Annotated in this window: 14 protein-coding genes and 1 riboswitch; of the genes, 2 read left to right on the top strand and 12 right to left on the bottom strand. The window is 60.1% G+C overall.

Annotated elements, in window-relative coordinates; translation table 11 throughout:
* Positions 1-1,024 (bottom strand): choice-of-anchor A family protein (locus AC6I6H_RS19535; protein WP_497955824.1); only part of this gene is annotated, 1,024 nt, incomplete at its 3' end.
* A riboswitch (cyclic di-GMP riboswitch) is annotated at positions 992-1,081 on the bottom strand. Its footprint overlaps the gene before it by 33 nt.
* A 482-nt stretch (positions 1,082-1,563) precedes the next feature.
* Here AC6I6H_RS19535 and AC6I6H_RS19540 point away from each other — a divergent pair.
* On the top strand, positions 1,564-2,019 hold the full coding sequence (locus tag AC6I6H_RS19540) for an AbrB/MazE/SpoVT family DNA-binding domain-containing protein (protein WP_497955825.1): 456 nt from the start codon (positions 1,564-1,566) through the stop codon (positions 2,017-2,019).
* A gap of 67 nt (positions 2,020-2,086) precedes the next feature.
* Positions 2,087-2,509, top strand: a complete 423-nt coding sequence (locus AC6I6H_RS19545; RefSeq protein WP_497955826.1) for a PH domain-containing protein — start codon at positions 2,087-2,089, stop codon at positions 2,507-2,509.
* 102 nt (positions 2,510-2,611) lie between these two features.
* On the opposite strand, the gene AC6I6H_RS19550 is transcribed toward AC6I6H_RS19545, so the two are convergent.
* The 11 genes from AC6I6H_RS19550 to AC6I6H_RS19600 all read right to left on the bottom strand — a co-directional run bounded on the left by AC6I6H_RS19550 (position 2,612) and on the right by AC6I6H_RS19600 (position 14,946).
* On the bottom strand, positions 2,612-3,481 hold the full coding sequence (locus tag AC6I6H_RS19550) for a cation diffusion facilitator family transporter (protein ID WP_497955828.1): 870 nt from the start codon (positions 3,479-3,481) through the stop codon (positions 2,612-2,614).
* Between the two features lie 257 nt (positions 3,482-3,738).
* Complete coding sequence (locus AC6I6H_RS19555; protein WP_497955830.1) at positions 3,739-6,531, bottom strand: glycoside hydrolase family 3 protein; 2,793 nt, start codon at positions 6,529-6,531, stop codon at positions 3,739-3,741.
* Between the two features lie 393 nt (positions 6,532-6,924).
* Entirely contained in the window at positions 6,925-7,917 is a 993-nt protein-coding gene (locus AC6I6H_RS19560) for an SDR family oxidoreductase (protein ID WP_497955832.1), read from the bottom strand.
* A gap of 72 nt (positions 7,918-7,989) precedes the next feature.
* The gene (gene clpP / locus AC6I6H_RS19565; protein WP_497955833.1) at positions 7,990-8,586 is read right to left on the bottom strand and encodes an ATP-dependent Clp endopeptidase proteolytic subunit ClpP; all 597 of its coding nucleotides are present in this window, start codon (positions 8,584-8,586) and stop codon (positions 7,990-7,992) included.
* Between the two features lie 28 nt (positions 8,587-8,614).
* A complete protein-coding gene (locus tag AC6I6H_RS19570) occupies positions 8,615-9,454 on the bottom strand; it encodes an RNA polymerase sigma factor (protein ID WP_497955834.1) in 840 nt (279 codons plus the stop codon).
* A gap of 270 nt (positions 9,455-9,724) precedes the next feature.
* Positions 9,725-10,102 carry a hypothetical protein gene (locus AC6I6H_RS19575; RefSeq protein WP_497955838.1) on the bottom strand — a complete coding sequence of 126 codons (378 nt, stop codon included), beginning with the start codon at positions 10,100-10,102 and terminating at the stop codon, positions 9,725-9,727.
* A gap of 136 nt (positions 10,103-10,238) precedes the next feature.
* Positions 10,239-11,465, bottom strand: coding sequence for a cation:proton antiporter (locus tag AC6I6H_RS19580; protein ID WP_497955841.1), 1,227 nt, complete (start codon positions 11,463-11,465; stop codon positions 10,239-10,241).
* A gap of 2 nt (positions 11,466-11,467) precedes the next feature.
* Complete coding sequence (locus tag AC6I6H_RS19585) at positions 11,468-11,965, bottom strand: cation:proton antiporter regulatory subunit (protein ID WP_497955844.1); 498 nt, start codon at positions 11,963-11,965, stop codon at positions 11,468-11,470.
* Positions 11,966-12,099: 134 nt separating this feature from the next.
* Positions 12,100-12,459 carry a hypothetical protein gene (locus AC6I6H_RS19590; RefSeq protein ID WP_497955846.1) on the bottom strand — a complete coding sequence of 120 codons (360 nt, stop codon included), beginning with the start codon at positions 12,457-12,459 and terminating at the stop codon, positions 12,100-12,102.
* A 116-nt stretch (positions 12,460-12,575) separates the two neighbouring features.
* Positions 12,576-14,477, bottom strand: a complete 1,902-nt coding sequence (locus tag AC6I6H_RS19595; protein ID WP_497955848.1) for a PH domain-containing protein — start codon at positions 14,475-14,477, stop codon at positions 12,576-12,578.
* Positions 14,467-14,946 carry a PH domain-containing protein gene (locus AC6I6H_RS19600; RefSeq protein ID WP_497955850.1) on the bottom strand — a complete coding sequence of 160 codons (480 nt, stop codon included), beginning with the start codon at positions 14,944-14,946 and terminating at the stop codon, positions 14,467-14,469. The genes AC6I6H_RS19595 and AC6I6H_RS19600 overlap by 11 nt, the downstream gene beginning before the upstream one ends.
* Positions 14,947-15,001 lie beyond the last annotated feature (55 nt).

The following is a 15,001-nucleotide window of genomic DNA, read 5'->3' on the forward strand; positions in this document are numbered from 1 at the left end:
CGCTCGGCGACTCGCTCGGGCTCACGCTCGGCGACTCGCTCGGGCTTACGCTGGGCGTCGGTGTCGGCGTTTCCTCCGGCGGCACCGTTCCCGTATACGGATAATGATGCATCTCGACATTTCCGCTAAAGCCTTTTGAAATCAAGGTTCCGTGTAATTCACCGCTCTGATAGGAAACATGTGCCTTGGGGGCCAAAATGGTCCCGGTGACCGTCATACTGCCAATATTCACAGAGGTTGCCTCGTAGAAGTTAAACAACACGTTTTGCGTATTGGTGCATTTCATTTGAAAGCTCGAAATGTTGACTCGGCTTCCCGGCACATTAACAATCAACGTGCCGTTTCCGGCAAGATTGATCGTCATGAAATTCGCCTTCGCCCAATCCTCGGCGGTCATTACAAGGACGTTAAATGCATTAGGCGCGTTAAGCGTGAACTGCCCGTAGCCGTTGTTTTCGGCTTTGCCGTCCGCCTTCAACGCCGCCAGTTGAGCCGACTTTGCAAGGAGAAACTGCTCTTCGGCGGCGAAGTCAATCGGGCTGTCCTTGCGCGGAGGCTCTTTGAAATCGGTGGTGCCGGAAGCGTGTAAAGCTCCTCCGTACACAGCGGTTCCGCGGACGGTTCCGCCATAAAAGCTCAGGTCCTTGCCCGCCACCAAAACATCGCCGGTTGCCGGAAGGTCCAGCGCCACCGTATACCCGGTAAGTGAAACATTGCCGGCCGCTGCCAAACGGCCATGGATTTGCTCATACTGTTGCGTAAAATCCCCAAACACAAACGCATTAAAGTTGCCGGCGATCCCCAGAACCGGCGTCGGAACATAAGGCATAACCTCCGGCGAGGCCCATGCGGTGCGGCCGAATACCAAAAGAAACGCCAATGCCCCAACAAGCGACGACTTTGCCCATTTTCTTTTTTTCATCCCGGATTCTCCTCTTTCTACCCACACTATGAATCTATGCATAAAAAAAGACTGCCGGGATCCAAGATCCATGGCAGTCGAACGATCATGGCGGGCGTACACCCGCCGAAGACTCAGACTTTGCGTCCCACTCTTTCGAATGGTTTGCCTTTTCAGGTTATCGAATACTTGCGATTCCGGCTCCAACGAATGGCCAGCAGCAGATTATTCTCGTCTCGTGTAAGTTAATTATTGCTAATTTATCACACCTTTCGCCGCAAATCAATAATGATTATAAAATAACTTTTAACCTTATCTGGAAAAGCGTTTCCAATTCTATCGCATTGTTGTTTTCTTTGAAAAAGGCCCGTTAACCACCACCGCAAAAGCTCTCCCGCCGATGTTTTGCCTGCTGTTTTCATCCGAAGCTTACCGGTCCAACCACGTCGTCCCCCATCAAAAAGTACACGCCGTCAAAAAATGGCATCCGTCTTTTTTACTGAAACTTTTCTTCCTTTGCCTTTACCACCCCCTCGCCTCTTCCAAGCCATGCCGACGGGAACTTCTGCGCTTTTTTTGCTCTATAAAGTCCATATTCTCAAATTATGTAAGTTCTGTTATAGTAAATCTAACGCTGTTATTCTAGTAAAGGGGGACCTGTCATGAAGGACACCGGAATGATACGCAACCTTGACAGCCTGGGCCGCATCGTGATTCCGACAGAAATCCGCTCGACAAGAAACATTGAGATCGGCGATCCGCTGGAGTTCTTTGTCACCAACACCAACATGATCGTTATGCGGAAGTACAAAACGACGGAATGCACCTTCTGCCGGACGATGGAGAATGTCACGTACTACAGCGAACAGTTTATTTGCGCCGGTTGTCTGCAGGAGCTCCGCACCGCGATGAACGATCCGGCCCGGCCCGTTCCCGAGCGAACCGTTCCTCTGCCCCAGCCCGGCGGCAAACGGACCAAAACGACCGAGATGCTGGCGCGTCTCAAGCAGGCTTTTCTCGATAACCCGCATGCCAGCCAAAAGGAGCTGGCCGTTCTCCTCGGCATCAGCCAGGGGCGGATCAGCCAATTAAAAAAAGAACTGCAGCTTCAGAAGTAATGCGAACCGAAAACGCCTTTTCCTGCTTGCATCCCCTAAAATCATCTATGAAAGGAGGCGAACCGGCATGGTTTATCCGTCCAAACGGGATCTTTGGCTTTCCGTCCTGCTTTTGTCCGGCGGGGGCGTTCTGCTTGCAGCGGCCGTATCCGTCTTGTGGGCAGAGTCTCTTTCGTTCGGCTGGCTGCTTTTTGCCGCAGCGCTTGCGCTGATCGCCGGTCTGATCGTCTGGATTTGGACCGCCACGCGCTACCTGCTGAAGGACGATGCGCTCGTCATACGGAGCGGGCCGATCCGGATGGTCCTTCCCTTCGACCGGATTACCCGGGTGGCGTCCAGCCGCACGGCGCTTTCCAGCATGGCCCTTTCGCTCGACCGGCTCGAGATCCGTTACGACCGCTGGGGGCTCGTTTATATTTCTCCCCGGGACAAGGAGACTTTCGTGCGCGCGCTGAAAGTCCGCTGCCCGAAAGCGGAATTCCGCGAATAAGTGCCCGGCGCCTTTTGCAGCACAGCAAACAAACCTGCGGTTGCCCGCAGGTTTGTTTTATGTCCATTTTCGCGTATCCGATTTTTGGCGGCATCGGTCCGGTTAAAGCAGCAAAGGCTCAATGTGCACATGAACATGGGAAATCCGGTGGCGGACGCGCATTCGTTCTTCGATGTCCTCCGTAATCTTGTGGCCTTCCACCACCGACAATTCATGATGGACCGCCACCGTCACGTCGACGAGCACCCGGTTTCCGTGCTGCCGGGCCTTCATGTCCAGGAGCTCCAGAACGCCAGGGGTTTGCTCCACCGTTTTTTTCATCTCGTCGAGCTCCGCTTCTTCAAACCCGTCGGTCAGGTTGATCGAAGCGTCCCGGAAAATGGACCAGGCGGTTTTGCAGATGATCGCGCCCACTGTAATCGCGGCCAACGGGTCGAGCCAGGGCAGCCCGAATTGGGAGCCCGCGATGCCCACAAAGGCCCCGATGCTGACAAAGGCGTCGGACCGGTTGTCCTGAGCCGCCGCCTGCAGCGCCCGGCTGCCGATCCGTTTGGCCAGAACGGCGTTGTACCGGTACACCATCAGCATCACGGCGGCGCAGCCGAACGCCGCCCAGGCCGCGAGCCAGTCCGGGGCCGAAACGGAACGGGCCGTAAAGGAAAACACCGCTTGATAAAGCACGCCGATCCCGACCATGAACATGATAAAAGAAGCCGTCAGCGCGGCCACCGTTTCCGCCCGGAAATGGCCGTAGCGGTGCTCCGGGTCCGGCGGCTTGCGGGAAATGCGAAGCCCAATCAGCACCGCCACCGAAGCGACGATGTCGGTCGCGTTATTCAAACCGTCCGCCGACAGGGCTTCGGAGCCCGCCGTATGGCCGATAAACAATTTGACCGCCGACAGGAGTATGTAGGCTCCGATGCTGAGCCAGGCCCCTTTTTCTCCCTGGCGGATATCGCTGTAGGTATCCACGCGCAAAACCCCTCCAAAATCGAATACGTTTAGTGTATCCCATCAAAATCGGGTGGGTCTAGAGAAACAGTATTGCCTGCCGGCGGGACTCTTATCAGGGGGCAAGAAAGTTTGGGCCTTTCCAATTCGTTTCATGCGCGCAACTTTCACCAGCAACGGCGAAGGAGCGGTGCCGGGCGGCAATCCTATCCCACCACCAAAAACAACCGGCGTCAGGGGTTCCCCTTCGGCCGGTTGTTTTATTGCTCGCCGATTTTCTATTCCCGAACAAATTCGATCCAGCCGATTTCAAGACCCGGCTTGATGAAGTCAAGCTTCATTTCATAACATCCGTTTTCGAGGCCGATTTTGGCCAGCTTTTGGCGGACCCACCGGCCTTCGGTGCCGCTGGTGAGAACGGTAACCATCCGCTCGCCGTTCAACGTGACGTTGCAGGCGCTTTGCGCCCAGTTGTTGTCAGCGGACATAAGCTGCACATATACGCGGTACTCCCCGGACTCCTTCACCCGGATATAGGCCGGGCCGGAGGCGGACGGCTTCACCCGGGAGCTCTCCGACAACACTTGCGCTTCCTCGGCGTGCGGCAGGAGCGAGGGATTTGCCGCGAACCGGAGCACGTCCTGCTCCCGCTCCTCCCTGCTTGCGAACACAGGCGTGTTCATCAGGAACCGGCAAATGTTCATCGCGCTCCGCTGCAGCTCCCCGCGGGTCAGCGTTCCTTCCGCCAGAGAAGCGAGGGTATTGTCGCCGGAGGAGTTGATTTCCGCCCCGTAGTTGTTGACGACCATGTACAAATCGTTTTGGGCGCGGAGCATGAAGTTGGTGAACTGGACGCTTTCGGAGCCGCCGTGCGCTGTATCATTCATTTTGGCCCACCAGTCCGTCATGACAATCCCTTCAAATCCCCATTCTTTGCGCAAAATGGTCGTGTTGAGGTCGTAGCAGGACGCCGACCAGTGGCCGTTGATCGGGTTGTAGGCGGTCATAACGCAAGCCGCTCCGCCTTCTTTCACAGCGATCTCAAACCCTTTCAGGTAAATTTCCCGGAGCGCTCTCTCCGAGACGACGGCGTTCACCTCATGCCGGTATTTTTCCTGATTGTTGCAGGCAAAGTGCTTCAGCGTCGCATGCGCGCCGCTTTTGCGAATTCCGCGCGCGCAGGCCGCCGCAAATTCACCCGTAATCAGCGGGTCCTCGGAATAATACTCAAAGTTCCGCCCGTTCAGTGGGCTGCGCCGGATATTGAGCCCCGGCCCGAGGAGGACATCAATGCGATTGCGAAGCATCTCTTGCCCTTCCAGCCGGTAGAGCTCTTCCACCAGCGCGGTGTTCCAGGTGGCGGCAAGCAGCGTTCCGATCGGAATCTGGGTGGACTGATGCCCGCTGTCCATGCGGATGCCGGAGGGACCGTCGGCCGTACAGGCCACGGGAATGCCGTAGCGGGCCAGCGCTTCGCTGACGCCGCCAAACGCGGAAGCGGTTCCGGGCGTTACCAGCGGGCTGCTCATGCCCTCTCCCCGGACCAGAGCAGCCATCTCCTCGTCGCTCAGTTGGGCGATAAAGGCTTCCAGCTCCACCGAGCCCGCATGGACATCCTCCAGCTTCCATCCCCGGTCGCCGGTTGGGTCCAGCGCGGCGGGCAGCCGGGATTCGATCCGCTCGGCCAGTGAAAGCTTCCGCTTCGGAACCTCCTCAAAGACCAGCTCGTAGGTGCCGTCTTCCTTGCGCGCGCCGGGCTTCATTCGAGTGAAAGCTTCCGTCGGGGCAAGCGCTTCCTCCAGCTGCTCGATAACCCGGGTGGCTTCCACTATGTAACCGACTTGTCCCGCTACCCGGACGGGGACCGCTTCCCGGACGCTGCTGCCTGCATAGAACCGGTAAATCCCTGCTTCCAAGACGTAGGCGGAGGCAAATCCGGTGGCCCCGGCGTCGTCATAGGACGCCATCCGGTCCGCGGGGAAGCGGAGAATAAGCCGCTCCGACTGCCCTGGCTGCAGAACGCCGGTTTTCCCGAAGGCTGCGAGAGACCGGGCCGGTTTGCCCAGCTTGCCCTGCGGCGCTTCGTAATAGAGCTGCACCACTTCCTTGCCGGAGTAGACGGCGCCGGTATTCGTCACCTTGACCGCAAGCTCAATATAAACACGGCCGCCGGTTTCGTCCGTCCTGGCCTCCTCCGCCTCCAGGCGAAAGTCCGTATAAGAGAGCCCGAAACCAAAAGGAAACAGCACTTTCTCCGGGCAAAAGGTTTCAAAAAACCGGTAGCCGACATAAACGTCTTCCCGGTACACGTTTTGGTGCCGGTTTCCGTAGTTTTCGGTCGACGGGTAATCTTCGATGGAAGAAGCGATGGTATCCGTCAGCTTGCCGCTTGGCGTAACGTCCCCGGCAAGCACATCGGCAATAGCGTTGCCGCCCTCCATCCCGCCCTGCCAGGCATAGACAATGCCGGGGACCGGATGGGTGCAGCCTTCATCCCGCACCCAGCTCATGTCGATGATATTGGATACATTCAACACCACGACGGTTTGCTCAAAAAAGGCGGTAACCGTGCGGAGCATCGCCCGTTCATCCTCGGTGATCCGGTAGCTGCCCGGTTTGTCTTCGTTGTCCTGGTCTTCCCCGGCCGTGCGGCCGATGACCACGACGGCTTTGCCGGATTTCTTCCTCGCCTCCGCAACAAGCTCTTCGGTCAAGGGCATTTCCTTTTGGTGCCAGGGCTCCGAAGCCCAGCCGCCGTCGCCCTTGTCAAACGGGTTGTTTTTGATCCATGCCTCGTACACGGAAGCCAGTTCTTCGTTCACTTCGATGCCCGTTTTTCCCCGCAGCCCGTCCAGCAGATTTGTCGAATAGGCCAAATTAACGCTTCCGCCAGACCCCGTGCCGCTGCGGTAATAATGGATTTGCGTCCGGCCGAAAACCGAAACCCGGTCGCCTTGCTTAAGCGGCAAAACCTGCCCTACATTTTTCAGCAAAACGGCGCCTTCCGCTGCCGCGGTCCGGCTGAACTCCGCAAATCCTTCCAGTGGAATGCCAAGCTTCTGTATCCTCATGCTGTCCTCCTGAATTTTATCCTTTTTCAATCGTAACAAAGTTCGTCCACAATCGACAAATTCCTCTAAAATCATATCATTTTCATTAAAATTCGACTTTCCTATCCCCTCCTGCAACTGCTGCGCCACGGGAGGGACCGCCGCCGCAGGCGCAGAGCCCTTCACACTGCCGGTCGGCCGGCCCGCTATCCCGGCAAGGATCAGGGGCGGCCCTGCCGTGTCTCCACGAGGCAGCCGGGGTATGATTCCGCAATAACAAAAACCGGCCTGGACAAGGAGTTCCTTGCCGGACCGGTTTTTGTTATTGCGCTTCAAATACGTTCCGCTTCACGCTCGATCCGGCATCGCCCGGCTCTTTGCGCCTATCCCGCACCGCATGGCAATCCGCCATCACTACCCTTTGCGCCAATTCGCCAGCACCCCGGCTTCCCGGGCCGGGGCGAGGCCCGCCTTCCACGCCCAATCGGCCGGGCGCGTCCGGCTCCATTCGAGCGTGTCCCGCACCGTCTCGGCCAGCGGGCGAAAGGCGAGTCCGGCATGCAGGGCCTTGGAAATGTCGACGGTCTGGAAGCCGTCCATGGACTCGCCCGACGGAATCCAGAGCGGCAGCTCCATCCAATAGCCGACGCCTTGTTCGGCCAGAAAACGCTCCTCCACCCAGGTGAACACAGCGTCCGAGCCGACGGCATCCCGCGCCGATTCCAGCAAGCCGCCCAGGGTCAGCGTCTCCCGGGGACCCGTGGCATGGAAAACGCCCGTCTCCCGGTCCTCCGCCATGCGGATCATCCACTCCGCCAAATCGCGGACGTCGATGAACTGGACGGGGCTGTCCGGCTGCCCCGGCGCAAGCACCTCTCCTCCGGCCGCGATGCGGGACGGCCAATAGGTAAAGCGGTCCGTCGGGTCGTCCGGGCCGACGATCAAGCCCGGCCGGACGATCAAGGTGCGGCCCGGCATCGCCTGCTCCGCCGCCTGCTCGCAGAGCGCTTTTAACGGCCCGTAGGTTTCGCCCGTCCGCTCCTCGGCCGTTTCGTCCTCCAGCTTCGCGACATCCGCCTCTTCCGTCAAGCCGGGCTTGCTGAAGTCGGCATAAACCGAAATGCTAGAAACAAACGTATAATGGTCCGCCGCTTCAGCCAACCGCTCCGCCGATTGCCGGACCAGGCGGGGGAGGTAGCCGCTCGTGTCGATCACGGCGTCCCAGCGGCGGCCTGCCAGCGCATCCAGTCCGCCATCGCGGTCTCCCCGGAGGTTCTCCACCGCCTCGGGAAAGGGGGACGGCTTCGTCCCCCGGTTAAACAGCGTCACCTCGTGTCCGCGTTTCAGCGCCGCTTCTGTCAGATGACGGCCGAGAAAAACCGTTCCGCCCAATATCAGAAGCTTCATTGCTTATCCCCCCAATTTTGATTGATGCTCCATGCTTCCTCATCCGGGTGCGCGCAGCCCGGGCAATCCCCGTCAAGCCGCTCCGTCCGCCGCGCGGATTACCTTGTCTACGATTCCGTAGGCCACCGCTTCGTCGCCGGAGAGGAAAAAGTCGCGGTCCACGTCCCGCTCGACCTTGTCGAGCGGCTGGCCGGTCCGTTCCGAGATGATCCGGTTCAGCGTTTCCCGAACCCGGATAATTCGCTTGGCGCTGATCGCGATATCGCTCGCCTGCCCCTGCGTGCCGCCGTGCGGCTGATGCAGCATAACCTCGCTGTTCGGGAGCGCGAAGCGTTTTCCTTTTGCGCCCGCCAGCAGCAAAATCGCTCCGAACGAAGCCGCCAGACCGGTGCAGATGGTTTGCACGTCCGGCTTCACGAATTGCATCGTGTCATAAATCGCCAGCCCCGCCGAGGTCGAGCCTCCCGGACTGTTGATGTAAAGGCTGATGTCCTTCTCCGGGTCTTCCGCCGTCAGGAAAAGCAGCTGCGCGATGATGCTGTTGGCGACCTGGTCGTTGATCTCGGAGCCCAAAAAGACAATGCGGTCCTTCAGCAGCCGCGAATAAATGTCATACGAACGCTCGCCGCGGCCAGTCTGCTCCACTACATAGGGAATCGGAATGCTCATCGGGGGTTCCTCCTTCATGAAAATGGAATCAAGCCGCCGCTTGGAGACTGCCCGTCCGCGTCGGCGCGGTCCGGACGGCCGGGCGCTCCGGCTGCCGCTGTCCGGTGACGGCGGGCAGCACATCCAGCGCCTCGCTGTCGTTCAGGAGCAGCGCAAGCGCCAGGGGGTCCTGCCGGCGGAACGCCTGAAGATAGGCGTAGACCACGCTTTCGTCCACTCCGCTTCGCCCGCGTCCGGCGCTTCCTTCCTGCCTGGCCTCCGCTTCCTTGGCCGCCTTCAGCGCGGCCCGGGCGCGCCGCAGCCCGGCCTTCACCGCCGCTTCGGTCGACCGGAGCAGGCGGGCCGCTTCCGGAGCGGTGTAGCGGAACACGTCCATGAGCAGCAGGATCACCCGCTGCCGGGGCGGCAGACAGGCCACCAGAAATTCCACGGCGGCTTTCGTTTCGATCGGATCGACGGTTTCCGCCGATGCCTCGGTTCGCTCATCCAATGCCACCATCGGCGGACGCGGCTTGCGGCAGCGGTCGATCCAGGCGTTGGCGGCCACCCGCTCCAGATAGGCCCGGTTGATTTCGCTCCGCGCCGTTCCCCGTCTGAAGGCCGCCAGAACCCGCGACCAGGTTTCCTGGACCAAATCCTCGGCATCCCATTCCGAGCCGGTTATAAAACGGCAGCGTTTCAAGAGCGCGTCCCGGTGTCGGCAGACCAGCTCCGCCAGCCCGGCTTCGGTCCCGGCGCCAAGCCCGGCGGCCTCCGGTCCGGCACCGTCGGGTTCGGCGGAGCGGCGTTTCGCTGCCTCCGTTCCGGCGATTTCCGTTCCGGCGGCCTCGGAGCGGCGGCCCGATACGGCATATAGCACCATGGCCATCGGCGATTCCTCCCGTCGTTTTTTTACGATCATACCCTATAAACGAAAAAAAAGCCGCAACCGATACGGTGCGGCCAAAAGTTTTTCTCCTGCCCTGAAACGACAGCAAGGTCCCAAGCTTCATTATCGGTGGTGCCAAAGCCCGGATGGCACGGACGCTAACGCTGCGGACGAAGCGCTCCCTGCACAATCGTAGCGCGCCGCCCGGCAATAGCAGGAAAGCCTCCGCGGCGAGCAGCCGGGAGGCCTTCCTTTGGTTCACCCGATGAATCAAGACAACCGTCTTCCCCTGGAAGAATCTTCCCCAAAAGAAATCGTCGCCTCGGGGTCGTTTGCTTTGATCAGGTCAATTACCTTCCTCTGCTCCAGCCGGTAAATGATGCAGACCACCTCCCGCCGCTGGCGGGACGCTTCCAGCCGCCGTCCCGAGGACGTGCGCCGGGGGGGCCATACGCTGCGGTTCAGCTCCGACTCGATGGCGTCCGATATTTCATCCGGCCGGGTGCTCAGAACACGCAGAGTGCGCGTATGCCCCGACTGGCGGTTTAAATAGGCGCAAACCGTCACGATCAGCACACAGCCGATCAGACCGAGAACCGCCTCTTCGACCAGAAGCAGCAAGGGAAGGGAAATTTGTTCGTCGCTCACACGGATTCCTCCTTTGATGCGGAATGCCGGACTTGTGAGGAACGCTCCCGGGTCAGGCGCTTTCCCGTATGCGGGGCGCTAGCCTTCCGGTCCCTCCTGACGCGGGACGCGTATGCCTTTTTCGGACAGGGCGGATTTAGGGCGTTTTTTCCGGCACCGCCTTTTTCTTGGGTGTTTTAAACCGGAACACCTTATCCAGCAGCTTGTAAACGGTCTTTGATTCCTTGGTCAAAAGCGGGCCGAGTATCGCCAGAATCAGCACATACACCGCCGCAAACGGCTGAATGATTGCCGCGAGCCCGCCTGCCTTGGCCAGATTCGCCATGATGATCGAGAATTCGCCCCGGGATACGATCGTCAGCCCGATGTTGGCGGACGGCTTGGGGCCGAGACCGGCGGACTTGCCGGCCATCATCCCGGCGATGAAGTTGCCCGCAATGGTCAGCAGCACCGCGCCGATCGCCAGCCAAACGGCGCTTCCGCCCAGCTGCGTCGGGTCGATGGTGAGGCCGAAGCTGAAGAAGAAGATTGCGCCGAAGATATCCCGGAAAGGCAAAATCAAATGCTCGATGCGCTTCATATGCTCCGTTTCGGCAAGCACCAGCCCGACCAGGAGCGCGCCGATCGCTTCGGCGACGTGGATGGTTTCGGAGAATCCCGCCACCAGGAACAGCATGGCGAAAATGACCAGGAGAAAGAGCTCGTTGGAGCGGATGTTCAGCAGCTTGTTCAAGAGCGGCACGGCGAGGCGGCCCAGAATCAGCACGCCGAGCATAAAGCCGAGCGCAATGCCGGCCGACAACAGCACGCCGCCTAACGAGGAGGACGAGCTCAGCACGAGACCCGAAAGAATCGAGATGTACACGGCAAGAAATACGTCCTCGAACATGATGATCCCGAGGATCATCTCGGTTTCAGGATTGGCCGTCCGTTTCAGGTCGACCAGTACCTTCGCCACGATGGCGCTGGAGGATATGGTGGTGATGCCGGCAATGACCAGCGTTTCCGCGAGCGCGAAGCCGTTCAGCCAGCCGAACAAAAAGCCGAGGGTAAAGTTGATCAGAATGTAAATCGTTCCGCCGACCGCGATGGAACGGCCGGAGCGCATCAGGCGGCCGACGGAAAATTCAAGACCGAGATAAAACAGCAGGAACAGGACGCCAAGCCGTCCCAAAAATTCGATCAGCGGGGCGCTTGTAATAAAGCGCAAATCGAGAATGCCCCACTTGAGGGCATGCGGGCCTACCGCCATCCCGACCAGAATATAGAACGGGATAACCGAAAACTTCAGCTTGTTTGACAGCAAGCCCGCGAGCGCAATAAGGGCAATCGCCAGTCCAACTTCAAAAACGGCATGCTCCATCCTTAAGCATCACATCCGTTCGCCAAAGTCTGTTTGAAAAGCTTCTGCTGCGCGCGCTCCCCCGCCACTACGAGCGTCGAGCCGGCGGTGATCACGTAATCGGGACCCGGGCTGATCTGCCGGGTATGGTTCTTTTCCAGGGCGGCCAGGATGGTGGCCCCGGTGTTTTGGCGGACATTGAGCTCGCCGATTGTCCTGCCGACACACTTGAAGCTCGGGTCCACCTGATACCATTCGATGACCAGGTCGTCCAGCTCCACCTGGACCGTATCGAGCTGCTTGGGCTTGTAAGCCATTCCTCCGATAATAGAAGCGACCAGACGGGACTCGTCGTCGTCCAGCGAGATCATCGAGATGCTGTCGTCGGGGTCGTCGTTGTCGAAATGATAGCATTCCCGGCGGCCGTCATCGTGGATGATGATCACGAGCTTGTCGCCGCTCCGGGCGTGAAGCTGAAATTTTTTCCCGATGCCGGGCAGGTCTGTTTCGCGGATATCCATGCTAGTTTTCCTCCTGAGCTTCTAGGTTTTCCTATATCGCCGGCGGTTTGCAGCTTTTCCGGTGACCGGCCCGTCCCTGCGGGCACGACAAAGCAGGCTCTGCCTATAGGCGGAACCGGTCCGGAAGCAGATGCTTACGCTACGAAAAAGGAAGTGAATTTAATGGGAATGAGAAGCCGGCGTTTTAGCCGGCGGTGAATAAAAGGAATGAAGGCGGCCCGCAGCGCTGATGAGCGGTCGGGCATCGCATAGAGACACGGCAGCATGGCAAAGAGGAGCAGCAAAAGCGCTGCGGCCGCATCCAGGCGCAGAGAGGCGGAATTGTGGGAACGCGTGACGGATTTTACCGTGAATTCGACTTCATGGGAAAAGGACGGGGGATTGCCCCCGCTCAGCTTGGCGTCAAGCTGAGGCGTCGGAGTCGTGAAAAGGACAAAGACGGCAAGCAGGGCGAGCGCAATCCAGCGGACGGCTTTCCGGCGGTTTTTCGTCATTTGTCCTTCCTCCTTTGCATCGCTTAATTGTTTGTTCATCTTAGCATACCCGGCAAAGCAAACTCAAACCGTATTCCCTGGCGGAAAATGCGATTTTTCCCGGAAAGCGGGAACGGTCAGGCGCCCCTTTCCTCCCGGCTGTACCAGCGCCAGACCTCCCGGACTTGGGTTTCGTCCAGACAGGCGGCGGACGAGGTTTCCCCGAGCAGATTGACCGCCTTCAGGGTGAGCAGTTTTTTGCGGCGCTGAAACCGGGTTCCGGTAGCCCGGAGCGATACGATCTGCGGCCTGCGGATAAACGAGGTGTGACGTGCGATCAGCCGTGTGCGAACGGTCAGCTGTCCCTCGCGCAGCGACAGCCCCTCGTCCCGGTAGCACAGCCAGCAGAAGAGCATCAGCGCGGGAGCCGCCGCAGACAGCCACAGCCCGTTCCAGCCAAAGATCGCGGTAACGGCGCCGACGGCGGCCAGCAGCAGCAAGAGCGGGAGCCGCCAGAAGTAAACAAACGCACGCCGCGGCGGGGAAGCATCCACCGGTGCGGCCCGGAAGGCCGGAACAAAATCGGCCAGCAGCCCGGAGAGCTCCGACATTCGGACGAACGGGTGCAGGGCGATCTTTTCCTGCTTGCTGGACGAAAGGACGGCCAGCTCTACCAGCCCCCGGCCGAGCCGCTGGCGCAGCAGCCCTTCCTTCACGGCCACGGCCTGTACGCGCTCAACCGGGAACTGATGCGTTTTTTTCTCCAGCAAGCCGTAGGAAACCGTAATTTCCCCGCCCTGACGGCGCGCGGTGAAGCCGTAATATTTGATCACGTATAGCCCGGCCGACAGCACCCAGGCAAACAGGATGGCCGCGGAAATCCACAGCAGAATCGCCGGGCCGTGGAACAGGCCGACCGCGCCTTCGTAAAGCCGGTTATACAGCCGGTCCGGCAAAACGTCGTCTGCAAACGACAGTACCCCTGCAAAAAAGGCGGCGACCAGCCCCAGGTTAAGCGTCGACATGGCGGCGATAGCCAGCTGCCGGGCCGGAAAGCGGATCTCGGCCGTAACCGGCGCGGGCACGGCCGGGTAACCGAAGCCGGCGCCCGGCGCGGGATCGGCGGCGTTGGCGCCCGCTACGTCGGGCCCGGGACCGGATGCGGCATGCGAAGCCGCAGGCGCAAGCCCGGGGGTGGCGGCGGCATGCGAAGCCGCAGGCGCAAGCCCGGGGGCGGCGGCGGCATCCGAAGCCGCAGGCGCAAGCCCGGGAGCGGAGTGCGAAGCTCCGGGAGCAGGGCCGCAGGATACCGGCTGATCCGCTCCGCCGGTCCCGGCTGCGCGGCCGGCGGCAATTTCCGGCGCGCCCGCGCTTCCCTCAGCGGCAGGAAGCGCAGGGCCGGCTCCGGCTGCGTCCGGGCCGGCGGCCTCGCGAACGGCGGTATCCGCCGGCATTCCGGCTCCGTAAGCCCCGGGCGCAAGAACACCTCCGTCGGTCTCCCCTCCCGCCACCTGCCCGGCAGCGGCAGCCGGAACGCTTCCGGCCTCAGCCGACGCGCGAGCAGCGGCGCGGGCGTTCGGGCGCCGGGCCGCGTCGCTGCGCAGCCACTCCGCCAGCCGCCGCGCATCATCGAGCGCCAGCGCGGGCAGCAGCCCGTCCGACTCCTCCTTGCCGCCCGGCGTTTCGAGCTTCACCTGGGCGACGCCCAGAAGCCGGTGCAGAAACGGCTGCTCGACATTGACGGAATGGATGCGGCCGAAATACAGATTCTTTTCGTCGCGGAACCAGATTCCCTTGCGGATCACGAGCCGGTCGCTTTCCAGCGTGTACGTGAACCGCCGCCAGCCGGCCAAGCCCAAGGTGAGCATCAGAAGCGCAAACCCTCCGGCCGCTCCGGCCAAGATCCAGCCGATGCCCCATTCCCCGATCCGGTTGATGCCGACCACCACCAGAACCGGAATCAGATTCCGCACGATTTTCAAAGCGGTAAAAAACATATACGCGGGATGAATGCGGCGCTCTTTCGCTTCACTCTTCATCGTCCGCCACCCTCGCCAGCAAGCCGATCCGCTGCTTGATCCGCTCGGCATCCTCCCGCTTCAGGCCGCTGATTTTGTGCGTCGTCGCCGCTGTTACCACCGACACTTCGGCAAGCCCGTATTTGCGCATAAGCGGCCCGCTCTCCAGCTCGACATGCTGAACGCGTATCATCGGCACCAGCACGTTGGACTGAAAATAGAGTCCGCTGCGAATCTCCAGTTCCTCTTCAAACACATCAAACGCAAACAGCCGGTAGCGCATGTGCGGCACGACCGCCGTGAACCACAACGCGCTCAGGAGGATGACTCCGATTGCAAGATACCCCGGATACCGGAGCCAATCCTGGCGGTAGGCCGCTATCAAATAAGCGCCGGCCCCCAACAGAAGGATGACATGCGTGATCAGAGAGCTGATCCGGCCAACCTTTAAATAATCGGGATGAACCTTTTGCATGAGCTGTCGTTCCATCTTGTCCCTTCTTTCTCTTGACGGCAGGCTCTTTTACGTCTTTTTACGAAAAAAA

Source organism: Gorillibacterium sp. sgz306347, from assembly GCF_059735245.1.